Genomic DNA, 25,794 nt, shown 5'->3' with positions numbered 1-25,794 from the left:
AATATAATGCGATGCAGTATACGCAATCGACCTTTCCTTGATGAAGCTGTCAGTGGCGATGCCATTGTTTGTTTTGAGCATGAGCATTGGCAACTATTGGCTATCATTGATGGCGCTGGTCATGGCTGGGATGCTCACCGGTTGTCTGTGGAGATGGCTGACTATCTTGAACGACGGAGCGGCATCGAGGCGCCGCAACAAATGATCCAAGAGCTGCATCAATTAACCATGCCAAGTATTGGTGCAGCAGTTTCTATCGTTGTGATCGATACTATTAATAACAGCCTTACCTTTGCTGGCGTGGGCAATGTTTCTGCCTATCTTTTAGGGCACAAAGATCATAGCTTTCATAGCTCTGATGGCAGCGTTGGTTACAATTTGCGGCGGATTACCAGCGAACAGCAAGCCTTGCTAGCAGGAGACTGTATTGTGATGCACAGCGATGGCATTCAATCCCGTTTCTTTACCCAGTTTGATGAGAGTTGTAAGCGCTTAAATCCGGAGGACTTTGTGGACTATATCTTTGCGCACTTTGCTAAGGAGCATGACGATGCCTCCTGCTTAGTCTATCGATACTGATATGAATACCGTTGCTAAACTCACAATCTATAACTTTGATGCAATCTACAGTGTTCGCAGCAAGTTCCACCGTGTTGGGTTGTTGTGCGGATTGCAAAGTATCTACCTAACTCGGGTGGTCAGCCAGTTGTCATCACTGCTGAAATCAGCCAACTACGACCGTTTAAATGAGCCGGTTACGCTGTCTATCACTCATCAACAAACTCCGGTGGCCGCCAAGTTGTGGCTATCAATTGGTTCCAGTAATCCACTTCGTTTGCCAAGTAATGCCAACTCCTTGTTTGCTCAGGTTATTCAGCATCCTGTAGGTGATCTGCAACAGCTCCAGTTGGCCATTGGGTTGACCGCCACTCAGTCGCAGGCGTTCGAACTGAATCGAGACAAAATCCACGATTTATTCAATCATAAGAGCCGCCAAGAGCTGCTTTCTGAGCTCGAACTCAAGAATGAGTCGTTGCAAACCCAATCGCAACAATTGGCGGTTGAGGTGGAGCAGCGAACGGGCGAACTCCAACAGGCGATGATCGAAGCAGATGCGGCCAATAAAGCGAAAAGTGATTTTTTGGCTAACATGAGCCATGAGATTCGTACACCAATGAATGCCATCATTGGTATGTCGCATTTGGTGCTGCAAACTGAGTTGGAAGGCAAACAACGCAATTACATTGAGAAGGTCAACTTATCTGCTGAATCATTGCTGGGGATCATCAACGATATCCTTGATTTTTCAAAGATTGAAGCCGGTAAGCTAACCTTGGAAAAGATTCCGTTTCAGCTTGATAGTGTGATGGCTAACTTAGGTAATTTGATTAGCCTAAAAGCGGAAGAGAAGGATCTAGAGTTCCTGTTTGATATTGCTCCAGAGGTGCCACAAAGCCTGATCGGTGATCCGTTGCGGCTGGGGCAGGTTCTGATCAATCTCGCTAATAATGCGGTTAAGTTCACCGAGCAGGGGCATGTGGTGGTGCGGGTTAGATGCCCCAACAGCGGCAGTGATACCGCTCAGCTTAGCTTTTCGGTTGAAGATTCGGGTATTGGCATGAGCGCCGAGCAGCAAGCGAAGCTGTTTCAGTCGTTCTCGCAGGCCGATACGTCAACCACGCGCAAATACGGTGGTACCGGTCTGGGGTTATCAATATCGAAGAGATTGGTCGATATGATGGGCGGTGAGATCTCTGTCAGCAGCCAGCAAGGACAAGGCAGTACCTTCAAATTTAATGCTGAGCTGGCGATCGATCATGAACAGCAGCAGCGCCAACCAATACTGATTAAGCCTGCCGAGCTGGATGACTTGCGAGTGTTGATCGTCGACGACAACTTTATCGCCAACCAGATCCTATCGATGATGCTTGAGTCCTTTGGTTTTGAGGTGACATCGGTTACCTCAGGTCAGCGGGCTATAGAGGCGATGAAACAGGCGCAGCAGCCGTTTGATTTAGCCTTTGTTGACTGGAGAATGCCGGGTCTTGATGGCGTTGCAACCGCCAAGGCGCTTAAGGTGTTAGGACCGTTACCGATAGTCATGCTCACCGCCGCTAGCCTCAGCGACGTTAAGGAGCACGCGGGCAGTCCGCAACTACTTAACGGCGTGCTTAGCAAGCCGGTCTCGGCATCATCGCTATACGACACCGTGATGGAAGTGTTTGGGCTAGAACAACAGCATCGTCGCCAAGATCGTAAGACGATCAAATGCGAAAGCTTCAGCGCTAACGTGCAGAAACTGGCTGGAGCCCATTTGCTACTGGTTGAGGACAATGCCTTTAATCAGGAATTAGCAATAGAGTTTCTTACTGCAAACGGGATAACAGTCGTCGTTGCTGAAAACGGTGTCGAGGCGATTAAGTGCATTGAGTCTGAATCGTTCGATGGGGTCCTTATGGACTGCCAGATGCCGCTGATGGACGGTTTCGAGGCAACCAAACGAATCCGTGCGTTGAATGAATCATTCGCTTCCATGCCAATTATTGCTATGACTGCCAATGTAATGACTTCAGACCGAAAGCGGGTGCTCGAAGCTGGGATGAACGATCATATTGGCAAGCCGATTCGGGTTGAAGATATGTTTGCCACTATGGCTAAGTGGATCGTACCAGCAGCCCCAACTGGGCTGCCAAAGCAGCAGTTGACTGAAAGCGACAACTTGGCTGATAACTTGGTTTCGCAACTGGCTAACGTGAGTTTGATTGATAGTGATATCGGACTAATCAATACCGAACAAAACCCAAAACTCTATCGCAAATTATTACTGCAGTTTTGTGAATCTCAATCGCAGTTTGTTAGCCAGTTTGATGATGCTTTTGCACAGCAAGATTTTGTCACCTGTATGCGATTAGCACACACTATAAAGGGGTTGTTAGCTACTATCGGTGCGAACGGACTTGTAGCGCCAGCACAGGCTCTGGAGCTTGCTTGTGAACAGCAACAGTCCGATGTTGAAGTGCAGCTGGCACAATTCAAGCCAAGCATCGAACGGCTACTGCAGCAGCTGCATCAGGTTAATGTAGCAACCGCGCCTGAGGACAAGTCCGCTAAGCAACCTCTCGCTCACGCAGAGTTAGAACACAGACTGATTGAGATTATTGAATGTTGTGAACAGTTTGATTCCGCTGCGCCGGACCTGCTAGAGCAATTAGAGCAGTTTCAATTAGCGCACGAGCAACGGCAAGCCTTACGAAAAGCCTATGATCTGCTAAAAAATTACGATTTTGAGCAGGCCCAACAGTTGCTTGCAGCAATGCTTAGCCCACATTAGTTGAGCCATCATTCAGTTACATCCTAGCCGCACGAGTGTGAATCGACCCGCCTTATAGTGCATTGCTCGGAGCTGGTAGGAGAGCAGCTATCACTGCAATCTTGACCTTGGCTGCTATCGCTTCAGCTGAATAGGCAAGGCGTTATCCCATTAGCTGAAGTTACCGCTGGGTGTTTGTTACCTTGCTAATCGAGTTAACGCCGCTAGAGTATAATTAATCAGCAAGGATCAAAAACGGACGCCGCAGCGTCCGTTAGTTGCATCCCCAAGGGCAGTTAAGCGGCTTGGGTGGGGATACCGTTGCCGGTACCCTTAATGCTGTTATTCGCGTCGCAGTATACCAAGCTAGGCTGGTGTACCTTGGCGTCGGCTTCATTCATGGTCATATAGGCACAGATAATGACACGATGGCCTGGGCTTGCTTTATGGGCCGCCGCGCCGTTGACGGAGATCATCTTGGAGCCGCGCTCCCCGCTAATAGCATAGGTGCTGAAACGTTCACCATTGTCGATGTTATAGATCTCGATCTTTTCAAACGCCAAGATCCCTGCTGCATCCAGCAAATCTTGATCGATAGCACAAGAACCCTCGTATTCAAGCTCGGCATGAGTTACGCGAGCTTGATGCAATTTCCCTTTTAGCATTATTCGTTGCATTCGATACTCCACGAACAAACGTTGAACACATGTAACAATCTTGTTGACGCGACATATTAGCAGATCATTTGCTCAGATCCAGCCGCAAATTATCGATTAGGCGGGCCTTCCCAAGTTGTGCCGCTGCAAGAATAACGATTTGATTATCACCAACTTGCGCAGGTTGTAAGGTATCTGCATGACAGATCTCGAAATAATCGGGCACAAAGGCATAGGCATTCAGTGAATGCAGCGCTTGCTGTTGTAACTGCTCTCGCTGGGCTAAACCGTCGCTGTGAATGGCGGTCGCAGTGGCATCGATCACCTGTTTTAATTTAGGCGCAATAGTGCGCTGTTCATCGGTCAGGTAACCGTTGCGTGAACTTTTGGCTAAGCCATCGTCGTCGCGCACCGTATCAACCCCAACAATCTGCACCGGCATATTGAGATCTCGCACCATGGCGCGGATCACCGCCAATTGCTGGTAGTCTTTATTACCGAATAGAGCGATATCCGGTTGGACCAAGTTAAACAACTTGGCCACGACAGTCGCTACCCCTCGAAAGTGACCGGGACGGCTGTTCCCGCAGTGTAGGTCGGATATTGCCGGTACTTCAATGTAGGTTTGGCTGCCTATACCAGCAGGGTAAAGCAGTTCCACCTCAGGGGTGAACAACAGATCACAGCTGGCGTCATAGAGTTTGTTCTTATCGTCATCCAGTGTGCGTGGGTAGGCATCAAGGTCTTCCCCTTGGCCAAATTGCATGGGATTGACAAAGATGCTGCTGACCACCTTATCAGCTCGCTGGCGTGCCTGATTAACTAACTCGATGTGGCCTTGATGCAGATTGCCCATGGTCGGCACAAAGGCGACACGAAAGCCCTGTTCTCGCCACTGCAATACCAACTGATGAAGACGAGCGGGATCGGTTACGGTTTGCATAGATCGTTACCCAAAGGTGTGTTCGGCCGCAGGGAAATCACCATGGGCGACTTCATCAACAAAGGCTTGAACGGCGGTGGCGATATTGCCAGTTTGCAGCAAATAGTTTTTGGAAAACTTAGGTATATAGCCAGAGGATATCCCTAGAATGTCGTGCATCACCAAGATCTGACCGTCGGTATCTTTTCCTGCACCGATGCCGATCACAGGGATATCAAGCTGTTCGGTGATAGTGCGGGCTAATTGATGCGGTACACATTCCAGCACCAGCATCGCTGCTCCAGCCTGTTGCAGTTGCAGTGCTTCATCGATAATCGCTTGGCCAGCGTCACCACGCCCTTGAACTTTATAACCACCAAACACGTGGACCGATTGCGGCGTAAGGCCTAAATGAGCACATACCGGCACGCTGCGTTGGGTGAGAGCACGTACGGTATCGAGCAGCCATTCGCCACCTTCAAGCTTGACCATATTAGCCCCAGCACGCATCAGCTCCGCGGCATTGTTGCAGGCGCTTTCTACGGTGTGGTAGCTCATAAAGGGCATATCGGCAATCACCAGCGCGTTAGGGGCGCCTTGGACCACGCTACGGGTGTGATAAGCGATCTGTTCAACGGTGACCTTGAGGGTGTCATTGCCGCCTTGCAAAACCATGCCAAGGCTATCGCCAATCAATAATACGGGCACATTGTTCTGCTCAAACAGCGCGGCAAAACTGGCATCGTAGGCCGTTAGCGCAGCGAACTTACGTTTTTCAGCCTTATAGCGGCTGAGAGTAGAGATTGTGATGTTGTCCATATAACGATTGCCTTACTTCCATTTGGGGCACTGTTATATGACAGAAACGGGCACTATTTCAATATTGAGTTAGTGCCTTGTTACTAAATATGACGAATTAGTAGAGGGATAAGGGCTGTGGCGGGCAATTACTTACCAAGGAAACCAATGGTTTGCCGTCGGGCAACAACAGTGCTGGGGCAAGCTCGAATAAGGGCAGTAAAACAAAGATGCGCTCAGCGATACCGTAGTGAGGTACGGTTAGACGTTCACTTTCAATCTGTTGGTCGCCATACAGCAGTATATCCAGATCTAAGGTGCGAGCCCCCCAACGGCTATGCCGTTCGCGGCCTTGGTTGTGCTCAAGCTGTTGCAAATGATCAAGCAGCGCTATCGGGCTAAGGGCAGTATCAATAGCTGCCACTGCATTGCAGTAATCCGGCTGCACCATACCCGCCATCGGTGGACTACGGTACAGCTGTGAGTGGCTAACTAATGAGGTTTGTGGCAACTGCGCCAAAGCCTGAAGGGCTTGGCGCAGTTGTTGATCCGGTTGGGCGAGATTAGCGCCCAACGCGATGTAGCAACGGATCATTGTTGTGCTGGCTTAGCGTTTGGCTTGCGACGTGGGCGGCGACGGCGACGACGGTTACCGTCATTGCCTAAACTGCGTACCATCATGCGACGGCTGTGATCGTCGGCATCATTAAAGGTGGTCCACCAGCGGGCGAGTTCCAGCAGCTCTTCATCTTGCTCTGCTTCAGCACGCAGCAACAGGAAGTCGTAGGCGGCACGGAAACGTGGGTGCTCGAACATCTTGAATGCGCGGGCGCCACTACGCTTATCGAGACGACCTTGCAGCTGCCAGATCTCTTGTGCCGGCGTGGTAAAGCGACGCGGCAATGAGATGGTTTTACACTGTTTGCTGATCGCTTCACCCGCTGCAGCGGTAATGGCGTCGTAAGGCGCCATGCCTTTCTTTAGCTTAGCGTTGGCGAGGTCTTCCACCACATACCAAAGTAACGCAGCGTAAAGAAACGCTGGTGTTACCGGCTTGTCGGCGTTAACGCGGTCGTCGGTGTTAGCCAGCATCGCTTCCATTAAGCGCATAACCTTGCCGTCTTCATCGCGCTTAAGCAGGCTTTCTTGCAGTGGGAACATCGGTTCCCACAGGCCAAACTCACGCAGCATGTGGAAGTTTTCCTGGCCCTTGCCAGACATTAGCAGCTTGAGTGATTCCTCAAACAGCCGAGCCGCAGGGATGTCCGCCATCATTGGTGCCATCTTATGGATCGGCGCCGCCGTAGCTTTATCGATGCTAAAGCCCAATTTCGTGGCAAAACGGACAGCGCGGATCATCCGCACTGGATCTTCGCGGTAGCGAGTTTGCGGATCACCGATTAGGCGCAGGCGTTTGGCTTTGATGTCATCCATGCCACCAAAGTAGTCACGGACGCTGTAATCGCTGATGTCGTAATAGAGACCATTGACGGTAAAGTCACGGCGCTCGGCATCTTCGTCGATGCTGCCGTATACGTTGTCACGCAGCAGGCGACCAGCATCATCTTGCTTGGCGATTTTGGCATTGCCTGCATCGTGGTGGCCACGCAGTGTTGCTACCTCGATGATGTCACGACCAAATAGGATGTGAGCCAGACGGAATCTACGACCGACTAAACGACAGTTACGGAACAGCTTGCGGATCTGCTCTGGGGTCGCGTTGGTGGCAATATCGAAATCTTTCGGTTGCTGGCGTAGTAGTAGATCGCGTACGCCGCCGCCAACAAGATAGGCTTCATAGCCTGCTTTATGCAGACGGTACAGCACCTTGAGAGCGTTTTCGCTGATGTCGTTGCGTGAGATCCCATGCGCAGAGCGGGGAACCACCTCCAACTGCGGTTCGGCTGGCACCGGCTTGTCGCTGCCAATCAGGCGCATTGCGATGTTTTTTAGACGCTTAAGGATGGTACACCTCGTTGAATTTGGGTGATTTGGCTGAGCTTACTCAACCCTACTGTTCTGGCGCGCAATGATATACCAAGGTTGGTTAAATGATAAACCGTTATCATCGGCACGGCGCGGCCAATTGGCGTGTTGTCGGTACTCTAGTTAACTCAAAAGCAGCGACGGCATAGTTCAGTTGCTCCGCTACTGGAGCCTTATTTAGCTCGGCAGGCAATGGTTGCCCTAATAAATCTAGTGCAGTCGCCATGGTATGGCTGACATTGGTGCTATCCAGCGCTGGCGCATGATTCTGCTTGGATAGCTTGTTGCCATCGACATTGATGGCCAATGGCAAATGCAGAAACGACGGTGTTTGCCAGTTAAGCGTGTGATAGAGCGAGATCTGTCGAACCGTCGGTTCGAGCAAGTCATTACCACGCACTATCTCAGTGATGCCTTGGTCGTGGTCATCAACAACCACAGCAAGTTGATATGCATACAGCCCATCACGGCGCTTTAATATAAAGTCTTCGCTGGCGAAGGCACTGTCGGTTTCAATCTGACCTAGCAACAGATCATTAAATTGATGGCAGCCATGTTGATTAACCAACCGAACCGCACAATCCTCAGCTGGTTTAGCTAAGTTACGACAATGACGGTCGTAAATGCCACCCACGGCTTTGATCCGTTTTCGGGGGCAGTCGCAATGGTAGCTCAGCCGTTGCTCATACAACTGGGCTAGTATCGCTTCATAGCGTTCGTTTTGCTGGCTTTGGTATCGAACCGAGCCATCCCAGTGCAAACCATACTGCTCCAGTTGGTGCAATATGGTGGTTGCGGCACCGGGCACCTCCCTTGGTGGATCGATGTCCTCCATTCGCACCAGCCATTGGCCACCCAAATTACGGGCACGCAAATAGCTGCCAACTGCGGCAAGCAGTGAGCCAAAATGAAGTGGTCCAGACGGGGAGGGAGCGAAACGTCCTACGTAAGCAGGCATCAAGGAAGGCAAAGTTAAGGATGAGGGCGGGAGAGTTAGACTCTCCCGCACAGCGGCGGCTTAACCGACCAGCTGCTTCTCTTTGATCTCTGCCAGAGTCTTACAGTCGATACATTGATCAGCAGTAGGACGCGCTTCTAAGCGGCGGATGCCAATCTCAATACCGCAAGAATCACAGAAACCGAAGTCATCTTCTTGCACTTTAACCAAGGTCTTTTCGATCTTCTTGATTAACTTACGTTCGCGGTCGCGGGTACGCAATTCGAGGCTGAATTCCTCTTCTTGAGCTGCGCGGTCAACCGGATCTGGGAAATTAGCTGCTTCATCTTGCATATGGTGCAAGGTGCGGTCTACTTCCTCACGCAACTGGGAGCGCCAAGCTTCCAAGATGGTTTTGAAGTGAGCTAATTGCGTCTCGTTCATGTACTCCTCACCAGCTTTTTCCTGGTAAGGCTCCACGTTGGCGTATGCCAATACGCCGATTTTTTTGGTCTTGCCCTGCGGCATCAGGCGTCTCCTGTTTACTATATACGAGAGGCAGTTCTCTAAATTCGGGCGCTATCTATACCAGAAGGTTTGCAAATGCGCAATCGACAAAAATAGCATTGTTCGGTGAAAACTGAACAAATCCCCTAATCCTGCCGACTTCAACTGAGCGCAAATAACTGAATAAACGGTTTATATCATTACATCAATTGGCTCAATTAGGCTAATGCCCTCACTGTGTGCATGGGCGCTAACTGCATAAAATTCGACCCCTCCAGCGACAGCGTCGCGGCAAAGTTGTGCGTATTTTGGATCGATGTGCTCAGCGGGCGTTACTTTGGTTATGCCACTATGAGCCACCACAAATAGGATGCAGGCGCGACTGCCTTGCGCCACCATCGACATTAATTCGCGCAAATGCTTCTGACCACGGGTGGTCACCGCATCTGGAAAATAACCTTGGCCATCTTCGGCCAGTAATGTGACGTTTTTAACCTCTACATAGCAATCGCACAGATCACTGTTTTGCAAAAGAAGATCAATACGGCTGTTTTCTTGACCATATTTAACCTCACGTTTGATAGAGTTGTAGCCAGCCAGTTGAGGAATGAGCTTGTTTGTTAACGCTTCCTCAGCCAGATAGTTGGCGCGGCCGGTATTAACCACAATCGCATCGCCTTGGCCGTTTTCAACCCACTCCCAAGTGTGGCGATACTTCCGCTTCGGGTTGTTGGAGTCGGAATAATGCACCCGCCAGCCGGGTTCTGCACAGCCGGTCATGGCGCCGGTATTGGGGCAGTGGATGGTTATCTGAGTGCCATTCGCTAACTCAATGTCAGCCAAAAATCGTTTGTAACGTTTAATTAAACGGGCGGACTCTAATTTCGGTTCGAACTTCATCGGCTTTTTGTCTCGACTTGGTCTTTGGTGATTTAGTCACATATGAGCGCGGCATCAAAAAACGGGCAGTAAGTGATACACTCGGCGCCACATATCACCGCATTACTCAGTGATAAATCAAGGAGAATAGAGATGACCCAGGCAATGAAAGTGAGTTTGAGCCAGCAACCCGCAGCAGCACAGTGGGGGAGCGCCACTGTAAGTTTTGCGGCAGACGGCGCTCAGATCCATTTAAGCGATGGCGATCAAGCTCGCCAAATCCAAGCGGCGGCGCGTAAGTTAACTCAGCAGGGGATCAACTCCGTTAGCTTAACCGGGGAGTGGACTCAAGCTCAGCAGTGGCGCTTCGCTGCTGGCTTTGGTGGCACTATGGATGGCGGTAACATTGAGTGGGCCAACGACAACGAAGCCTTAGATGCTCGTCGTGATGCCGCGCTGTGGTTGAAGTCGCTTATCCATGCCAGCCCTGAGGCACTCAGCCCAGAAGTGCTAGCGGATGAGGTGGCCGAGCGTTTATGCGCGGTGGCTCCGGCGCACATTACCACCAAACGTATCGTTGGCGATGCACTGCTGACCGCAGGTTGGGTTGGTATTCATGGCGTTGGTCGTGGCAGCGTTCGTCCACCAGTCATGTTGGAGTTGGACTACAACCCAACTGGCGACCACGATGCGCCGGTAGCGATTGCGTTGGTTGGTAAGGGAATCACCTTTGATTCCGGCGGTTACTCGTTGAAGCCTTCTGCTAGCATGGTGAGCATGAAGTGCGACATGGGTGGGGCAGCTACCGTTGCTGCGGCTTTGAAACTGGCGATCCGTAGCGGCTTAAACAAGCGCGTTAAACTGTTTCTATGTTGTGCAGAGAACTTGGTTTCCGGTCACGCCTACAAGCTCGGCGACATCCTTCACTACAAAAATGGTACCAGCGTTGAGATCGTTAATACTGATGCCGAGGGGCGCTTGGTGTTAGCTGATGGCCTCATTGCCGCCAATGAAGCCGGTGCCGAGCGCATTATCGATGCAGCGACTTTAACCGGCGCCGCGATGACCGCCGTTGGTGGCGATTATAACGCCCTGTTTACCGTTGACGACCAAGCGGCAAGCGACGCCTTGGCTGCGGCAGCTGCCGGTGATGAAGGCTTGTGGCGTTTGCCATTGGCGCCATTTCATGCCAATAAGTGCCCATCTTCATTTGCCGATACTGCCAACAGCACCACCCAAAAAGGTGGCGGTGCCGGTGGTGCTTCCAATGCGGCGGGTTTCTTAAGTCGATTTGCTGGTGCACCAGCAAAAGGTTGGATCCATTTGGATCTGGCTGGGGTTTACTCTGAGGGTGGCAATAGCATGCATCACGATGGCGCTACCGCGCTTGGGTTGATGACGGTGACCAACCTTTTGCTACAAGATTAAAACGCTGCCCCTGCAGTCGCGGGAATAAACAACGCCACCCATTGGGGTGGCGTTGTTGTTTTGATTCAATGCTTGAAGAGATTGTGGCGAATGCGCTCTTGCAACTGCTTCTCTTCGCCCCTTTGTATCGCGACTCGCCTAGCCAATGCTTTAGCAGCATTGGAAAGAACAACACTTAATTGGTCCACAGCCTTAACTAATTACCTTCATGTGGGGCGCGGCAATAGTGCAGTGCACCAACAATGACATTAAGCGCGATCAACGGTGGGCCCCAACTCAGTAGATACTCGCCAATTTGTAACCACTGCACTCCCTGATTGCTAAAGTAGATGCCGTCAGGCGTGGTTATCAGTTCGTAGATGGTCAATAACGCTAGCATCAGCAGCGCAAACGCCAGCCCAAATTTAGCGCCTAGCCACAAACGGCTTCCCAGTAGGCGTAATTCGCCGGACTCACTCATAACACTGCCACCGTTTTATTGGTTGGTAACTCACTCCTGCTGGAGTTTGTTCGGAGATCATCAACTGCACTTCGTTGCAGTTGATAAGGATGGGTTGTTGGAGATGTTGCGTTGCCAGTGGCGATTGTTGCGCCCCTCGAAACAGGGTCAGATGTGGCCGAAAGCCGTGCTGACTTTGGTGTAAACCGTGTTTGGCTGCGTCTCGTTGTAATGCCCCAGCAAGTTGATATAACGGCGTTGGACACTCATTGCTGGTTAGCGCAAGCACTTGGGCCTTGGGCCATAGCTGCAGTTGATTCAACGACAGTTGGCACGGTGGTAGGGATAACCCTTGCCACCGTTGTAGGAGCTGTTGTTGCGCTGCGGCGCAGACATTACCAAGAAACGCCAAAGTAATATGGAAGTTACTGGCTAAAACCGGCCGGCCAGCGCCCTCCAGCTGGGTTTGTAACCGCAATAGCGGTAACTGTTGGCTGCGCGGAACCGGCACAGCGAAGAACAAACGGTTAGCCATTAGGCTCCTAACTCATGTTGGTATGCTGATATTACCTGTCAGTGCGGTAAACTGTCGGATTCTATTATCACTGCTGCGAGCCATAGCCGTTGTCGAGACTGCCCATTGAGGATCTGTTTGAACCGATCCGCACCACGCTATCAAGCCACAATCAGATCATTCTACAAGCTCCGACCGGTGCAGGTAAATCCACGGCGCTGCCGCTGGCGTTAAGTCAGTGGAATGAAATCGATGGAAAAATCCTGTTGTTGGAGCCTCGGCGCTTAGCGGCAAGGATGATCGCGCGGCGGCTGGCCAGCAGTTTGGGTGAAACCGTTGGCCAAACCATTGGTTTACGAGTGCGGGGCGAGTCTAAGGTTTCGGCGCATACCAAGCTCGAGGTCATCACCGAAGGCGTACTGACCCGTTTGATTCAACAAGACCCAGAACTCGATGGTATCGCCATGGTGCTGTTTGATGAGGTGCACGAGCGTCACCTAGCAACTGATCTGGCCTTAGCGCTGACGTTAGAGGTGCAGTCGAGCCTGCGGGACGATCTGCAAATTATGCTGATGTCGGCCACCTTAGAAGGCCAACCACTGGCGCAATTGTTGCCAAATGCGGCCTTGCTGGAAAGTCAGGGACGGAGCTACCCGGTCACTATCGAGCATGTTAGTCCCAGCAACGGGGTGCCATGGTTGGGAGAATTGGTTACTCAGGTGCAACGGCAGTTGCGGCAGCGCCATGGTAATATTTTGGTGTTTTTACCAGGTATGGCTGAGATCCGCCGCGCCCATGAACAGCTGCAATCCACGGTCAGTGACGATGTGTTGCTGTGCCCACTGTATGGTCAGCTAAGCGGTGCAGAGCAAGATGCGGCGGTACAGCCTCCGCCAAAAGGTAAACGCAAAGTGGTGCTGGCGACCAATATTGCAGAGTCGAGTCTGACTATCGATGGGATCTCGGTGGTGGTGGATTCCGGCTGGCAGCGCCGCGCCAGCATTAACTTGCGTAACGGCTTGTCGCGACTGCAAACCGCACGGATCAGTAAAGCCAATGCCGCCCAACGTGCTGGGCGTGCCGGACGTTTGATGCCCGGCCATTGTGTGCGGCTGTGGAGCGAATCGATGCAGCACGGCCTAGCTGAGGCGGATAGTGCAGAGATCAATCGCGCCGATCTGACCAGCTTGCAGCTAGAGCTAGCAGCGTGGGGCAGTGGCGCTGATGAGCTGCAATGGTTAACCTCTCCGCCACAACCAGCATTGCAACAAAGTGCGCAGCTTCTGCAGCAGTTGGCTCTGCTTGATGACCGTGGCCAATTGACTGGCTTAGGGCGACAAGTGCATGAGTTAGGTGCCGATCCTCGGATGGGGTTGATGCTGTGTAAAGCTGCTGAGCTGGAACAGGCCGGGCATGGTCGCGGCTTGGTGGCGTTAGCGGCGCTGCTGGCGGCGATTGTGGAGGAGGGCGACCCACTGCGTGGCCGTCACATCGGTGCTGATATTGGCCGCCGCATTGATGCAGCTAAGAGTGGTCGTCATGGTCAATTAGCGCAAAAGTGGCGTGGCCAACTTCAGGGTAAGTTTGCACAACAAGCAGCACACCACAGTGAAGCCGGTACGCTGTTGGCATTAGCCTTCCCGGATCGCATTGCGCTGTGTCGGGATAACGGCTTGCGCTATCAGCTGGCCAATGGCAGTGGTGCCAGCTTGAATGAAGGCGATGCCTTAAGCGGCCATCGCTTGTTGGTTATCGCCACTATGAATGAGCGTGAAGGTCGTAGCGATGGCATCATTCACTTAGCGGCTGAGCTGCATAGTGATAGCTTAGAGGCGATAGCACCACATCTATTTGTTCAGCGCCGTCAGGTTGAATTTGACCGTCACAGCGGCGCCTTAAAAGCCGAGTTGCAAACTCAACTCGGTGCATTGGTGTTGGCTCGTAAGCGTTTAACCGACATCAGTGCTGCCGATAAGCAGCAAGCGTTGTTGCATGAGGTGAGACGCCGTGGGTTGTCCTGCTTGGGGTTCAACCAGCGCAGCCAAAATTTACGTTTGCGGGTGGCGCTGGCGGCCAAGTTGATGAGCAATGAAGCGTGGCCGGATCTCAGCGATGGCGGCTTACTCGATAATCTGGATGATTGGCTGTCGCCCTACTTGGCTGGGATGAGTAAGTTTGCCGAATTAGCCAAGCTGGATCTGTATACCTTGTTGCTCAATCAAGTAGAGTACTCGCAACAGCAGTTGTTGACCAATGAGTTACCAGAGCAGTTGACGGTGCCAACCGGCTCAACGCTTACCCTTAACTACCATGCCGACGGTGTTAAATTGGCAGTACGGGTGCAAGAAATTTATGGCCAAAGCGATACGCCAAGGCTGGCCCGCGGCCAGTTACCGGTAACCTTAGAGCTGCTTTCTCCTGCCCGTCGGCCACTGCAGATCACCGAAGATCTGGCGGGTTTTTGGCAAGGAGCGTGGCAGGAAGTTAAAAAAGAGATGAAAGGGCGCTATCCCAAGCACCTATGGCCTGATGATCCGGCTAACACCTTACCGACCAGAAAAGTGAAGAAGTACAGTTAATGGCAAAGCGTCCAACCAACAGCAATCCAACCCCGCCGAAAAAGGCTGCGCCACGCAAACGCGCACCGGCGAAAAGGACACCAGCAAAAAAGCGACCCACCAAAGCGAAAGCCGGCAAACCAAGTTGGCTAAAGCGGATGTGGAGCCTGTGTTGGAAGGTGGGGCTGGTGGTCTTCAGTGCGCTGGTGATCTACGGGATCTACCTTGATGGCTTGATTGCGCAAAAGTTTGAGGGGCAGCGTTGGTATCTACCGGCACAGATTTACGCTCGACCAATGTCGCTTTTTCCTGGAGCACCAATCACCCATAGCCAGTTAAAAAAAGAGCTGGCACTGCTGGGCTATCGTAATACCGGTAAAGCCGCCAAAGAGGGCGAATACGCGGTAGCTAAAACTCGAATTCAGATCTATCGCCGCCCCTTTGATGGTCCTAATGGCCATGAGGGGCCAATGCGGGTAATGGTGCACTTCGAAGACAACCGAATCGCGCAAGTACAGCGCAGCAAAGATGGTCGAGATTTGGGTTTTTTGCAGCTGGAGCCATTATTGCTGGATCGGATCCTCACCGGTGAACGGGAAGATCGTCTATTTGTGCCACGGATCGAGATTCCAGAGCCGCTCGTCACCGCGTTATTGCGAACGGAGGACCAAGATTTCTACCGTCATCATGGCATCTCTATCAGCGGCATCGCCCGTGCAGCCTTTGCTAACATCAAAGCGGGAAAGACGGTACAGGGGGGCTCGACCCTAACCCAGCAGTTGGCGAAGAACTTCTTTTTAACCCGTGATCGAACCATTGTCCGTAAAGCCAATGAAGCCTTGATGGCACTGATTATTGATGCCCGATACGGCAAAGATGAGATCCTCGAAGCCTATCTAAACGAAGTGTATATGGGCCAAGATGGTGCCATTGCAGTGCACGGTGTCGGCTTGGCGGCTTGGCATTACTTTGGCACGCCACTCGCGGAACTGGATATGGCCCAGCAGGCGATGTTGGTCGCCTTGGTTAAAGGCCCAAGCTATTACAATCCTTGGCGTTTTCCTGAGCGGGCGCAACAACGGCGCGACCTGATCCTCAAGTTGATGATGGAGCAGGGCAGCCTCTCTTCATCGCAATACAATCAGCTTGCCAGTAGCTCACTTAATCTGCGTGATCCTAACTGGCGCCAACGGCATAAATTGCCGGGCTTCCGCACAGTTATGCAGCGCGAGCTAACCGAACGATTTGGTCCAGAAACCTTGAATGAGTCGGGCTTGAAGGTATATACCACCTTGGACCCGCTGGCTCAGCAAGCGGCGGAACGCGCGGTGCGTGAGGGGATGAAGACCCTGGCAGCCAAGCGTGATGACAATAAGCTGCAAGCGGCGATGGTGGTGGTCGATCGCTATCAAGGCGGGGTGTTGGCCGTTGTTGGCGATAAGGAGCCTAATTATAAAGGCTTTAACCGTGCCACCGATGCGCACCGACCGATAGGCTCGCTGATCAAGCCGCTGCTGTACCTGACCGCATTGAGTGAGCCGCAGCAATTTAACCTGATGACGCCCCTAAAGGATGCGCCTATCAGTTTAAAGAGCAACGATGGCCAACGTTGGCAGCCGCAAAACGTTGATAAGAAGTATCGTGGCACGGTGCCATTAAAAGAGTCGATGATCAACTCACTTAACGTGCCGACCGTTAACCTTGGTATGGCAGTGGGAATCGACGCACTTAACGACACCCTAACCCGTGCTGGCTGGACTCAACGCTTTAACAACAACCCATCGGCCTTTTTAGGGGCGATGGATGCTAGCCCGTATCAGATGGCACAGCTGTACCAAACCCTTGCCGATGGCGGCCGTTATCGTCGTTTGTACAGCATTGGTCATGTTACTGACAGTAACGGCAATCGTTTGGTTGAACAGCAACCATCGTCGCAGCAGGTGTTGTCGGAGAATGCAGCGTGGCTGACTAACTACATGCTGACCGAGGTGGTTCAGCGAGGTACCGCAAAGCGCCTTGGCCAGCAGTACCCTAATATCCTGTTAGCGGGTAAAACCGGTACCACCAGTGATGGCCGCGATGCGTGGTTTGCCGGCTTCGATGACCGCGATGTAGTGGTCACTTGGGTTGGCCGAGACGACAATAGTGCTGCCGGGCTCTATGGCAGCTCAGCAGCCCTGCCGCTTTATCAGCGCTACCTTGAGCAGCGTGAGCCATTGTCATTGGTAATGGTACGTCCGTACGAGGTCAGTGACGGTTATTTTGCCAGCGGTGGCCAAGCGGTAGCGAAACGTTGTCGTGGGGCAATTAAGGTGCCGGTCGATCAAGCCAGTTGGAATGAGCCATCTGGCTGCTCAGGTAGCGCATTAGCGACTAACGATGAGCAACCGGATAAGAAAAATTGGTTTGAGAAACTGCTGGGCTTATAAGCTCGCTAAATTGATGGCGATTAAGCCAATCGATCTGTTCGCTGCTATCCCCCTATAACAACTAGGGGGATAGCGGCATAATGCGGCTATTACGTTTTTAGCGCGAGGAAATTCCCAATGTCTTGTCACCGTATTGATGAACTTATCGAGCTATTGGATCCGGTCTGGCAGAAGAATCAACAGCTCAATCTGGTGCAGATGCTGGCACAGCTAGCACAAGAGGCGGGGTTTGAAGGGCCGTTATCGGAGCTGACCGATGATGTACTTATCTATCACCTGAAGATGAAAGAAACCGGTGCAGGTAAGATGATTCCAGGCATCGCTAAGGATTACGTTGAGGATTACGACTGGAAAGCAGCCATCCTTAAAGCGCGCGGCATTGATCCAAACGAATAAACACCAAGATGGTTCTAAATGCGCACTCTTAAGGTGCGCTTTTGGGGGGCTGTGTCGTAGTTAGCTGTTGAAGTTTATCTTAAGCCTTCGGCTTCACCGATGTCGGTGCTTTAGGGAAGGGTGTCGCGGTGGCGACGGCACATTCTTGTATGCATTAGGAGGGAGCTCCGCCCCCTTTGGAATCCCCTTGCCTTAGGTCGCCGTCCAAAACGCTTCGCTGGATTGCTCCAATGCGGCAGAAGATCAACGGTGGTAGTGCTTTCCCCTTGTATCAACACTCGCCTTTCCGGTGCTTTAACTGTATTGGTAAGAGCAACACTTAGTTGGTACACGGTCTTTTTTGTATCGATTCAGAGCGTCAGCGTGTTGGTTGGCAACCTTCAGCACGTTACACTTCGCCAAACAGACAGTGAGAATGAGCGCGTTATGCAAGGAAATCTAACCAAAATGGCCATCAGTGTGGCCCCTTTAGAGCAATTGGTGGAAGCCACCGAAGCGGCTCAGTATCAACTGCGTTTGGGCGATCAGTTGGTGCCATTGAATGAACACATTGGCAAGCCGATCTCATTGATCTACAGCGGTACCATTAACTGCACCGCCTGTGGCCGTAAAACCAACAAAAGCTACTCGCAAGGGCACTGTTTCCCCTGCATGAAAAAACTGCCGTCGTGTGACATGTGCATAATGAAGCCGGAAACCTGCCACTACGCTCAAGGTACCTGTCGAGACCCACAGTGGGGCGAAGCCAACTGTATGGTGCCGCACTACGTCTATCTAGCAAATACATCTGGGCTTAAAGTCGGTATTACTCGTCACACCCAGATCCCAACCCGCTGGCTAGATCAAGGCGCAACGGAAGCGTTGCCGTTGCTAAAGGTATCGAGTCGCCAGCTATCAGGTTTGGTCGAGGTGGCGATTGCAGAGCATGTGGCCGACAAAACCAACTGGCGGGCGATGCTAAAAGGCAATGGCGAACATATCGATTTGGTGGCCGAAGGGCAGCGCTTGCTAGCCGAGGTGCAGCCACGGTTGGAGGAGTTGGAACAGCAGTTTGGTGCAGGCTGTATCGAACGGTTAGGCGATATGCAGGTTCAGATCCAGTTTCCGGTGACGCAATGGCCGGTGAAGATCGCCTCGCATAATTTTGATAAGAACCCAGAGGTAACCGGAGTACTGCAAGGGATAAAAGGCCAGTACCTGATCCTCGATACTGGCGTTATCAACCTGCGTAAATTTACCGGTTATGACGTTGCTTTCAAACCGCAATAGGTGCTTCGAGCCGTTAATGGTGACTCTGGCGGCAGTGAATTAACTGGGTTGCTGTTGCAACGGCATCAATAGGGACATCCCAAGGCTGCACCGGCAGCGCTGGGACACGCTGCACTTCGTGGGCCAACCCAATTAGGGTTGGCCTTTGTGTTTCGGTAAAGCCGCCTAAGGTACGGTCGTAGAAGCCACCGCCCATGCCCAAACGATTTCCACCAAGGTCATAACCCACTAATGGCATAAATATCACGTCGAGTTCTTGCAACGGAATGAGCGCCGACTTATCCAACTTGGGTTCATCGATACCAAAGCGATTGGGCTGTAATGGCATTCCCGGTTGGTAGCGTTGAAAAAGCAGTTGCTGGCGATGGAAAGGGTGGATAATCGGCAAGGCGAGGGTTTTCCCCCGGGCGTGCAGTATTTCCGCCAGCAGGTGTGGGTCAAGTTCGCCATCGGCAGCAAGGTAGATAGCCACATGACTGGCGTGCTGTAACAGGCTGTGATCGGGCAGGTGCGCAGCTAGGTTGATGGCGGCGGCTCGTTGTAACTCTTGCCCTAGGCTCTGTCGAGCTTGACGTAGCTGCTGGCGTAACTGTTGTCTGGCATGCATCGACGACTCTCAGTGATTTTGAGTTTTCGTGTTATTAGTGTGCGACTAAGTGAGTCAAAGTTCCAGCATAACAGTGCTCATTTTGTTTCGTCTTGATGCTGGCCTAGACTATTTTTAGGAATGGATTGTGATTGAACGCAGAGCACAAGTGAGGGCTTATGTCAGACAATTTTGAAGCGCCATCGGCGGATAGCTTCTGGGACAAAATAAAGACCAATGTTCGCGCGATGGGACGGCAAGTGGCGGTGCAGGGGATCAGTTGTTATTTGGCTATGACCGACTCGAAAACTTCAACGGCATCTAAAGCGATTCTTGGTGGCGCACTGGCCTATTTGGTTATGCCCCTCGATGCCATTCCAGATTTCATGCTCGGGCTGGGCTATACCGACGACGCCGCGGTAATGTTGGCAGCACTTAAGGCCAGTGATGATGTGATCAAGCCTGAACACGATGAAGAAGCCGAACGAATCTACAATGAGTTGTAATGAAGCGGGTATTAACTAACGTGTTGTTGAAAATAAGCAGTTACTAACTCTTTGTAGGTCATTGGTTTAGCAAAGCGGAACCCCTGTAACAGATCACAACCCATCATGGTTAACTGTTGTTGCTGTTCTATGGTTTCAACCCCTTCAGCAACTACCAGCAGGTTGTTGAATTTACCCATCGCCATGACGATCTTGGTAACGTTCATGCAGTGCTGATCATCCATCATATTCGTGATAAAGCACCGGTCTATCTTGATCTCATCGAATGGTAGGCTATTGATGTAACGAAGAGATGAATAGCCAGTGCCAAAGTCGTCAAGCGAGATATGGAATTTGAGTGCTTTCAGCTGTTCTAACTTGGTGCGCACTGTGCTTAAGTCTGCAATTAAAACATTCTCAGTTAGCTCTAAGGTGATTTGATGATTTGGCATCCCCGATTGCTGTACTAATTCAGCAGTGCGGCTAACGAAGTTATCTTGCAACAATTGCACCGGCGAGATGTTGACTGACAACATCAATGGTTCTGCTAAGTGGCGGTTGATGCAAGCTATCTGCTTACATGCTTGGCTCAATATTAGTTCACCGATCTGGTGAATTTTTCCGTTTTTCTCGGCGATATCAATAAAGATATCTGGCTGAACAAAACCCACTCGAGGGTTATACCAACGGCATAATGCCTCCACTGCGCTGATATTACCGTTACTGGCGCTAATCTGCGGTTGAAAGTGAACCGTAAATTCCCCTTTATCGAGCGCGCTTTGCATCTCTTGTTTTAATAATAATTGCTCTTGGAATTGCTTAGTTAACTCGTCATCGAAGAAGCAAATTTGACTATTGCCGTGTTCTTTAACGCCACTTAACAGTAAATCAGCGTTGGATAGCAACTCGTCGACACCATCGCCATCGTTGGGGGAAAGCGCAACACCTACAGATAGCTTGGAATGGAGGTGGTGGCCATAGATTGTGGTAGATCGGTTACAAATTTCAAGCACCTGTTTTAGCTGCTGTCTAATTTTACTTTTATGGCTATTGACCGGTATACAAGCAATGAACACGTCATTGTCAAAGCGGCCGATGGTGGTTGCATCTTTCAAGTTGTTTTTCAGAGTAATGGCAATATGTTGAAGCAGCTTATCGGCAATATCATCACCATAGCTGTCGTTTATCTTCTTAAAATTATCAACTTCTATTCGCACTAGCGCTATTGATTGAGCCTTAGGTGCGGCGTGATCTAAGGCGGTTTGAATTTCAGTGCGAGTTCGGTAACGATTGACTAAACCGGTAAGAGCGTCATGCTCAGCTTGATGTTTTAATTGGTGCTTGTGACGATCGATCTCTTCGAGATCCTGGATGATTTGAGCTCGGTATTTGCCCAAGCGAGATTGCAAGGCACTGGCAAGCACTAAGCAGGGCAGGATTGCAATCAGTCCGATAAAAAAGCACATGCCAAAGACTTGAAAGAGTGTGGAGTAGTGTTTTTGTTGAGCTATGGCCAGTTCATCTGCAACTTGTTGCCACAATTTGCTATCAGAAAAGCTGGCGGCGATCACCCAGTTCCATTGTGAAAAATGGCGGACGTAAGCAATGTGGGACTCAAATTCATTTGGTTGTTTCGAACTAGCAAGCTGATACGCAATGAAATATTTAGAATTGCGGCTAAAGTCGCTGGAAAAGCTTATTTCTTCTCTAAATGTGTCAGCAACAGTACCGATTAAACTGTCGTCGGAGTGCGCTAGGAACTCTCCTGAATGGTTCAGCACAAAGGTTGAATCTTGGTCGGCATGATTGTCAAAGTAGAGCAATTCGAGCAGGTCTTGCTGAACCTCATTGCGGACATCACTGAGGTATTCACCAGTGCCAATGTAAGCATCTAAAGGGGCAAAATATTTGCCAAATCCAAGCTTTTCTGACTCTTTGGTTTCATTTGGTTTGGTGTACGACCATTGGTAATAGGCCTCGCCCAACTCTGATTGCCGGATAAGCTCTATGTGATTTTTAATGGACGGTATGTCCTTGTTGTCGCGAAACTCCAGCATATTGGTTCCCTCTAAATGGGGGTGTGCTGGGGCAAGCAGGTTGATACCATCCATTGTAAACATAAAGAAATAACTCTGGCCTTGGTGAAAACGCAATCCCCGAAGTGCAGAGTTAATCCTTTGAGTTAGTTCTACTTTTGTTATGTTTGGGTTGGCATTGTGAATGCCGGTAGCGATAGTATGAGCTTTATAAACACGGTCGCGGATACTGCTTCGAACAGCAACTAGCGATTTGCTTTGTGCTAACTCAAGTTGCCGAAATGTCATATCAACTTTCAGCTTAACCAGCCTTTTCTGTTCTGCCAGCAGGTTAAAGCTCAACTCTTGCTCAAGCTCGTCAAGCTTGCGTTTGCTTGCGCCTAAGCCTGTAAATATTAATGCAGTCAAAAACACCACCAATACAAATACCGGCAGTAGTCTCACCCCGCGAATGAGATTGTTCTCACTAAACAAGTGCATCAGTATCGATACCTAAAACGCATAGCAAAAGTCTAAAAAATAACCATGTATAACTACATCTTAGTGTAGGTTTTTCCGATATGGTTTATTGATGAAGCAGAAATAGATAGTGCTTATGAAGTAAGTAAGATTTCTCTTACAAAAAGCGAAGGAGGGAGGAATTAGGTGATAACCAAGAAATGTTAAGAGCTCCCCGCGGTGCCGCTGCGAAGGGTTGCCCTCGAATCCGAAAATTCAAGGCGGGTGTCCATTTGATGCTTTCGGCTTCTCGGACGTACCGAGCATGCGCAGCCGCACCTTACGAACACCCTGGGGGTAAAAGCATCGGCCAGGGACGTTATTCGCTGGCGAACACTTCAGGGAGCCTAATCAGTGTAGGAAAAAGCAAGGCATTTTCCTAACTGACAACTTCAGTCTATGAGGCTTATTGGCTCGGTTCAACTGGTTTTTTAGGGTTTGTGATACGTTCGCCCAAACGTTGCTCAATTGAGGCCTCTAGCGCTTTTAACCGTTTTTGCATTTGCATTTGTCGTTGCGCGTGTTCTAGCTGGGACTGGTCTTGTTCATGCAATAAATTCAATGCCACCATCACCGCAAGGTGCTCCATGCTAGTGGTGCCTGTCCGTTGCTTTAGCTGATCGAAACGCAGATGTAATTCGGCGGCAATCTGCTGCAAATGCTCGCGCTGCTCCGGTGGACAGGTGACGGTGTAATTACGTCCAAGTACGGAAATGTCGGTGGTGTTGGTGCTCATTGAAATACCGAATTTATGATTGAATTATTTTCCCCCACAAGCAGGCGATTAAGCAACCGGCAGTAGGTGGAGCGATCGGGTGGCTCATGATAGCATGGCTGCAGTTTTTAACCTCGGAACTTCTCTGATATGAAATCCACCTCTCCATTGCTGCTCGGTAAACTGCAAACCGCACTGGATGCAGATAAATTAGCGGTATTACCTGCTGAAATCCATGGTGTTTTAACCGGCCTTGTGTGTGGCGGTGTCACCATCGAAAACAATCAGTGGGTAAAGCCACTACTGGAACTGATCAACGATGGTGAACCATTGTCTGATACGCTGATGAACATCGTGAAAGAGCTGTACCAAGATGTGGTCAATAGCTTGGTCGATCCTGAGTTGAGCTTCTCGCCATTACTGGCGGAGGAAGATGACCCGCTAACGGATCGTCTTGAAGCCTTTATCAACTGGACCCAAAGCTTTCTAACCGGCCTTGTAATGGTCCAACCTGCGCTGGATAAGTCCTCCGCGGAGGTGCAGGAGCTTATCCAAGATCTAACCGACATCACCTTGGTTGAGTTGGAAGTGGAAGACAACGACGATAATGAAGAGGGTTTTGCCGCCTTAGTGGAACACGCCCGCATTGCCGCTTGGGAATGTTTGCGTGAGTTTCGCGGCCTAGCCGATGACGAAGATACGGAGTCTAAGACTCTGCACTGATCGCTGTACGTTAACTAATTAGTGAAGGACACCTTTGATGGATCAAGCCCTAGCCGCCTCTCATCGCCAGCAGTTGCTGGCGCAGATGCCAGAAAATTCCGTAGCTCTGGTATACGGCTCTGCTGAAGTAACCCGCTCTAACGATACCGAATATCGTTTTCGCCAAGACAGCGACCTGTTTTACCTCACCGGGTTTAATGAGCCTGATGCATTGTTGCTGTTACGCAAAGGGCAAACGCCGGAATCGGTGATATTTGTGCGTCCTCGTGACGAGATGATGGAGATCTGGCACGGCCGTCGCTTAGGCGCTGAACGTGCACCGGATGCCCTAGGGGTAGATGCGGCTTACAGCATTGATGACCTCGCTAAGGAGTTGCCGCTGCTGGTAAGCGGCTTTGATGTATTGCTGCATCGCAATGGCTTCTCCAGCCGAGAAGATGAAGCGGTAGCAAGCCTGCTTGCGACCCTCCGAGTTGGGCAGCGTCAGGGCCTTAAAGCGCTGACTCAGGTACAAGACCTCCGTACCATTTTGCACGAACTACGGCTGCACAAATCCGATGCCGAGCTTGAGTTGATGGCGACGGCGGCGCGTTTGTCTGCTGAAGGCCATACCCGAGCGATGCAGGTGTGTAAGCCAGGCATGTTCGAATACCAGCTGGAAGCGGAAATCAAACACCACTGCGCCATGAATGGAGCCTTGGAGATGGCCTATGGCACCATTGTTGGTGGTGGTGAAAACGCCTGTATTTTGCATTACACCGAAAACGAGTGTGAGCTGAAGAGCGGCGACTTGGTATTGATTGACGCTGGTGCTGAATATCGCGGTTACGCTGGTGACATTACCCGTACCTTCCCAGTTAACGGTAAGTTTAGCGACGAGCAAAAAGCACTGTACACCTTGGTTTTGAACGCTGAGAAAGCCGCGATTTCGATGCTTAAACCTGGCGTTGCCATTAAACAAGCCAATGCTAAGGTATTGGAGATCATGGTTGGCGGTTTGGTCGAACTTGGCATTATGCAGGGCGAGGTGGCTGAGCTGATCGAAACCGAAGCCTATAAGAAGTTTTACATGCATGGCCTAGGCCATTGGTTGGGCTTGGATGTGCATGATGTCGGTGACTACTACAGTGCAGATCGTACCCGGCCACTGGAGCAAGGTATGGTGCTGACCATCGAGCCGGGCCTGTATATCGCTCCTGATGCAGACGTTGATCCGAAGTGGCAAGGAATTGGAGTGCGTATCGAAGATAACATTGCCATTACTGCCGACGGCCACATCAATATGACCGCTTCGGTTGTCAAAGAAATTGCCGATATTGAAGCACTTATGGCTGGTTGAACGTCACCAAGTTAGTGTTGTTAGAAGCGAAACCGCAGCGATGCGGTTTCGCTTTTTTTAGGCTGCGTAGCAACTAAGTGTTGTTCTTTCCAATGCTGTTAATGCACCGGTTAGGCGAGTCCCGAGACAAGGGGTAACGCACTACTACCATATTGTTCTTCTGGCCCATTGGGGCAGTCCAGCGAAACGTTTTGGGCTGCGACCTGAGGTAAAGGGGCGAAGCTCCCCCCTAATGCATACAAGAATGTGCCGTCGCCACCGCGACATCGTCCCCTAAAAACACCGAAATCGGCAGAGCCGAAGGCTTGATATAAACCTCAACACTTAACTACGACACAGCTTTTTTTATCGCTTAGGTTCAACAGCGTTAACCCTTATCAACTC

General features: G+C 50.9%; 23 protein-coding genes and 1 other RNA gene. 10 read left to right on the top strand and 14 right to left on the bottom strand.

Annotated elements, in window-relative coordinates:
• The first annotated feature begins 6 nt into the window (after nucleotides 1–6).
• Entirely contained in the window at nucleotides 7–579 is a 573-nt protein-coding gene (locus HER31_RS12750; protein ID WP_168660948.1) for a SpoIIE family protein phosphatase, read from the top strand.
• A 1-nt stretch (nucleotide 580) separates the two neighbouring features.
• A complete protein-coding gene (locus tag HER31_RS12745) occupies nucleotides 581–3,331 on the top strand; it encodes a hybrid sensor histidine kinase/response regulator (RefSeq protein WP_168660947.1) in 2,751 nt (916 codons plus the stop codon).
• A gap of 275 nt (nucleotides 3,332–3,606) precedes the next feature.
• Here the strand turns inward: HER31_RS12745 and panD are convergent, their stop codons facing one another.
• From panD to sfsA, 8 genes are all read right to left on the bottom strand, one after another.
• Entirely contained in the window at nucleotides 3,607–3,987 is a 381-nt protein-coding gene (gene panD, locus HER31_RS12740; RefSeq protein WP_168660946.1) for an aspartate 1-decarboxylase, read from the bottom strand.
• A gap of 64 nt (nucleotides 3,988–4,051) precedes the next feature.
• Nucleotides 4,052–4,909: a pantoate--beta-alanine ligase gene (gene panC / locus HER31_RS12735; protein WP_168660945.1), complete on the bottom strand. Its 858-nt coding sequence runs from the start codon at nucleotides 4,907–4,909 to the stop codon at nucleotides 4,052–4,054.
• 6 nt (nucleotides 4,910–4,915) lie between these two features.
• A complete protein-coding gene (panB, locus tag HER31_RS12730) occupies nucleotides 4,916–5,707 on the bottom strand; it encodes a 3-methyl-2-oxobutanoate hydroxymethyltransferase (RefSeq protein ID WP_168660944.1) in 792 nt (263 codons plus the stop codon).
• 97 nt (nucleotides 5,708–5,804) lie between these two features.
• Complete coding sequence (gene folK / locus HER31_RS12725) at nucleotides 5,805–6,281, bottom strand: 2-amino-4-hydroxy-6-hydroxymethyldihydropteridine diphosphokinase (protein ID WP_168660943.1); 477 nt, start codon at nucleotides 6,279–6,281, stop codon at nucleotides 5,805–5,807.
• On the bottom strand, nucleotides 6,278–7,624 hold the full coding sequence (pcnB, locus tag HER31_RS12720; RefSeq protein ID WP_168660942.1) for a polynucleotide adenylyltransferase PcnB: 1,347 nt from the start codon (nucleotides 7,622–7,624) through the stop codon (nucleotides 6,278–6,280). The genes folK and pcnB overlap by 4 nt, the downstream gene beginning before the upstream one ends.
• A 127-nt stretch (nucleotides 7,625–7,751) precedes the next feature.
• A complete protein-coding gene (gene gluQRS / locus HER31_RS12715; RefSeq protein ID WP_168660941.1) occupies nucleotides 7,752–8,630 on the bottom strand; it encodes a tRNA glutamyl-Q(34) synthetase GluQRS in 879 nt (292 codons plus the stop codon).
• A gap of 60 nt (nucleotides 8,631–8,690) precedes the next feature.
• Nucleotides 8,691–9,137, bottom strand: a complete 447-nt coding sequence (dksA, locus tag HER31_RS12710) for an RNA polymerase-binding protein DksA (protein ID WP_168660940.1) — start codon at nucleotides 9,135–9,137, stop codon at nucleotides 8,691–8,693.
• A 171-nt stretch (nucleotides 9,138–9,308) separates the two neighbouring features.
• Entirely contained in the window at nucleotides 9,309–10,016 is a 708-nt protein-coding gene (sfsA, locus tag HER31_RS12705; RefSeq protein ID WP_168660939.1) for a DNA/RNA nuclease SfsA, read from the bottom strand.
• Nucleotides 10,017–10,148: 132 nt separating this feature from the next.
• On the opposite strand from sfsA, the gene pepB reads away from it, so the two are divergent.
• Nucleotides 10,149–11,423: an aminopeptidase PepB gene (gene pepB / locus HER31_RS12700; RefSeq protein WP_168660938.1), complete on the top strand. Its 1,275-nt coding sequence runs from the start codon at nucleotides 10,149–10,151 to the stop codon at nucleotides 11,421–11,423.
• A 196-nt stretch (nucleotides 11,424–11,619) separates the two neighbouring features.
• On the opposite strand, the gene HER31_RS12695 is transcribed toward pepB, so the two are convergent.
• Nucleotides 11,620–11,883, bottom strand: coding sequence for a hypothetical protein (locus HER31_RS12695; protein ID WP_168660937.1), 264 nt, complete (start codon nucleotides 11,881–11,883; stop codon nucleotides 11,620–11,622).
• Entirely contained in the window at nucleotides 11,876–12,397 is a 522-nt protein-coding gene (gene thpR / locus HER31_RS12690) for an RNA 2',3'-cyclic phosphodiesterase (protein WP_168660936.1), read from the bottom strand. Before thpR ends, HER31_RS12695 begins: the two co-directional genes overlap by 8 nt.
• A gap of 89 nt (nucleotides 12,398–12,486) precedes the next feature.
• Here thpR and hrpB point away from each other — a divergent pair, with 89 nt between their 5' ends.
• From hrpB to HER31_RS12670, 4 genes are all read left to right on the top strand, one after another.
• Nucleotides 12,487–14,955: an ATP-dependent helicase HrpB gene (hrpB, locus tag HER31_RS12685; RefSeq protein WP_168660935.1), complete on the top strand. Its 2,469-nt coding sequence runs from the start codon at nucleotides 12,487–12,489 to the stop codon at nucleotides 14,953–14,955.
• Entirely contained in the window at nucleotides 14,955–17,363 is a 2,409-nt protein-coding gene (gene mrcB, locus HER31_RS12680) for a penicillin-binding protein 1B (protein ID WP_168660934.1), read from the top strand. Before hrpB ends, mrcB begins: the two co-directional genes overlap by 1 nt.
• 117 nt (nucleotides 17,364–17,480) lie before the next feature.
• Nucleotides 17,481–17,759: a YihD family protein gene (locus HER31_RS12675; protein ID WP_168660933.1), complete on the top strand. Its 279-nt coding sequence runs from the start codon at nucleotides 17,481–17,483 to the stop codon at nucleotides 17,757–17,759.
• Nucleotides 17,760–18,185: 426 nt separating this feature from the next.
• Nucleotides 18,186–19,028, top strand: a complete 843-nt coding sequence (locus tag HER31_RS12670) for a DUF2797 domain-containing protein (protein ID WP_168660932.1) — start codon at nucleotides 18,186–18,188, stop codon at nucleotides 19,026–19,028.
• A gap of 13 nt (nucleotides 19,029–19,041) precedes the next feature.
• On the opposite strand, the gene HER31_RS12665 is transcribed toward HER31_RS12670, so the two are convergent.
• Nucleotides 19,042–19,635 (bottom strand): 5-formyltetrahydrofolate cyclo-ligase, encoded by a 594-nt coding sequence (locus HER31_RS12665; protein ID WP_168660931.1) that lies wholly within the window; start codon nucleotides 19,633–19,635, stop codon nucleotides 19,042–19,044.
• Nucleotides 19,636–19,793: 158 nt separating this feature from the next.
• Here HER31_RS12665 and HER31_RS12660 point away from each other — a divergent pair, with 158 nt between their 5' ends.
• Nucleotides 19,794–20,120, top strand: coding sequence for a YkvA family protein (locus HER31_RS12660; protein WP_168660930.1), 327 nt, complete (start codon nucleotides 19,794–19,796; stop codon nucleotides 20,118–20,120).
• 11 nt (nucleotides 20,121–20,131) lie between these two features.
• Here HER31_RS12660 and HER31_RS12655 read toward each other — a convergent pair whose 3' ends face one another.
• From HER31_RS12655 to HER31_RS12645, 3 genes are all read right to left on the bottom strand, one after another.
• Entirely contained in the window at nucleotides 20,132–22,615 is a 2,484-nt protein-coding gene (locus HER31_RS12655; protein WP_168660929.1) for a bifunctional diguanylate cyclase/phosphodiesterase, read from the bottom strand.
• Between the two features lie 186 nt (nucleotides 22,616–22,801).
• Nucleotides 22,802–22,981, bottom strand: a non-coding RNA gene (gene ssrS, locus HER31_RS12650) — 6S RNA.
• A gap of 58 nt (nucleotides 22,982–23,039) precedes the next feature.
• On the bottom strand, nucleotides 23,040–23,369 hold the full coding sequence (locus tag HER31_RS12645) for a cell division protein ZapA (RefSeq protein ID WP_168660928.1): 330 nt from the start codon (nucleotides 23,367–23,369) through the stop codon (nucleotides 23,040–23,042).
• Between the two features lie 129 nt (nucleotides 23,370–23,498).
• Between HER31_RS12645 and HER31_RS12640 the strand changes: the two genes are divergently transcribed.
• Both HER31_RS12640 and pepP read left to right on the top strand, forming a co-directional pair.
• Nucleotides 23,499–24,071, top strand: a complete 573-nt coding sequence (locus tag HER31_RS12640) for a UPF0149 family protein (protein ID WP_168660927.1) — start codon at nucleotides 23,499–23,501, stop codon at nucleotides 24,069–24,071.
• Between the two features lie 37 nt (nucleotides 24,072–24,108).
• Nucleotides 24,109–25,410 carry a Xaa-Pro aminopeptidase gene (gene pepP / locus HER31_RS12635; protein ID WP_168660926.1) on the top strand — a complete coding sequence of 434 codons (1,302 nt, stop codon included), beginning with the start codon at nucleotides 24,109–24,111 and terminating at the stop codon, nucleotides 25,408–25,410.
• Nucleotides 25,411–25,794 lie beyond the last annotated feature (384 nt).

The organism is Ferrimonas lipolytica, from assembly GCF_012295575.1.
Classification (GTDB): domain Bacteria; phylum Pseudomonadota; class Gammaproteobacteria; order Enterobacterales; family Shewanellaceae; genus Ferrimonas; species Ferrimonas lipolytica.
Note: the sequence above shows the minus strand (reverse complement) of the source record. Positions and strands in the feature narration are given on the sequence as shown.

Bases quoted from the DNA above. Each gene is read 5' to 3' on its own strand.
- dksA (WP_168660940.1), bottom strand. From the start codon at position 9,137: ATGCCGCAGGGCAAGACCAAAAAAATCGGCGTATTGGCATACGCCAAC.
- HER31_RS12750 (WP_168660948.1), top strand. From the start codon at position 7: ATGCGATGCAGTATACGCAATCGACCTTTCCTTGATGAAGCTGTCAGT.
- pcnB (WP_168660942.1), bottom strand. From the start codon at position 7,624: ATGCGCCTGATTGGCAGCGACAAGCCGGTGCCAGCCGAACCGCAGTTG.
- HER31_RS12675 (WP_168660933.1), top strand. From the start codon at position 17,481: ATGTCTTGTCACCGTATTGATGAACTTATCGAGCTATTGGATCCGGTC.
- panB (WP_168660944.1), bottom strand. From the start codon at position 5,707: ATGGACAACATCACAATCTCTACTCTCAGCCGCTATAAGGCTGAAAAA.
- mrcB (WP_168660934.1), top strand. From the start codon at position 14,955: ATGGCAAAGCGTCCAACCAACAGCAATCCAACCCCGCCGAAAAAGGCT.
- gluQRS (WP_168660941.1), bottom strand. From the start codon at position 8,630: ATGCCTGCTTACGTAGGACGTTTCGCTCCCTCCCCGTCTGGACCACTT.
- pepB (WP_168660938.1), top strand. From the start codon at position 10,149: ATGACCCAGGCAATGAAAGTGAGTTTGAGCCAGCAACCCGCAGCAGCA.
- HER31_RS12645 (WP_168660928.1), bottom strand. From the start codon at position 23,369: ATGAGCACCAACACCACCGACATTTCCGTACTTGGACGTAATTACACC.
- HER31_RS12655 (WP_168660929.1), bottom strand. From the start codon at position 22,615: ATGCACTTGTTTAGTGAGAACAATCTCATTCGCGGGGTGAGACTACTG.
- HER31_RS12665 (WP_168660931.1), bottom strand. From the start codon at position 19,635: ATGCATGCCAGACAACAGTTACGCCAGCAGCTACGTCAAGCTCGACAG.
- pepP (WP_168660926.1), top strand. From the start codon at position 24,109: ATGGATCAAGCCCTAGCCGCCTCTCATCGCCAGCAGTTGCTGGCGCAG.
- HER31_RS12695 (WP_168660937.1), bottom strand. From the start codon at position 11,883: ATGAGTGAGTCCGGCGAATTACGCCTACTGGGAAGCCGTTTGTGGCTA.
- HER31_RS12745 (WP_168660947.1), top strand. From the start codon at position 581: ATGAATACCGTTGCTAAACTCACAATCTATAACTTTGATGCAATCTAC.
- thpR (WP_168660936.1), bottom strand. From the start codon at position 12,397: ATGGCTAACCGTTTGTTCTTCGCTGTGCCGGTTCCGCGCAGCCAACAG.
- HER31_RS12670 (WP_168660932.1), top strand. From the start codon at position 18,186: ATGCAAGGAAATCTAACCAAAATGGCCATCAGTGTGGCCCCTTTAGAG.
- HER31_RS12660 (WP_168660930.1), top strand. From the start codon at position 19,794: ATGTCAGACAATTTTGAAGCGCCATCGGCGGATAGCTTCTGGGACAAA.
- sfsA (WP_168660939.1), bottom strand. From the start codon at position 10,016: ATGAAGTTCGAACCGAAATTAGAGTCCGCCCGTTTAATTAAACGTTAC.
- folK (WP_168660943.1), bottom strand. From the start codon at position 6,281: ATGATCCGTTGCTACATCGCGTTGGGCGCTAATCTCGCCCAACCGGAT.
- panC (WP_168660945.1), bottom strand. From the start codon at position 4,909: ATGCAAACCGTAACCGATCCCGCTCGTCTTCATCAGTTGGTATTGCAG.
- panD (WP_168660946.1), bottom strand. From the start codon at position 3,987: ATGCAACGAATAATGCTAAAAGGGAAATTGCATCAAGCTCGCGTAACT.
- HER31_RS12640 (WP_168660927.1), top strand. From the start codon at position 23,499: ATGAAATCCACCTCTCCATTGCTGCTCGGTAAACTGCAAACCGCACTG.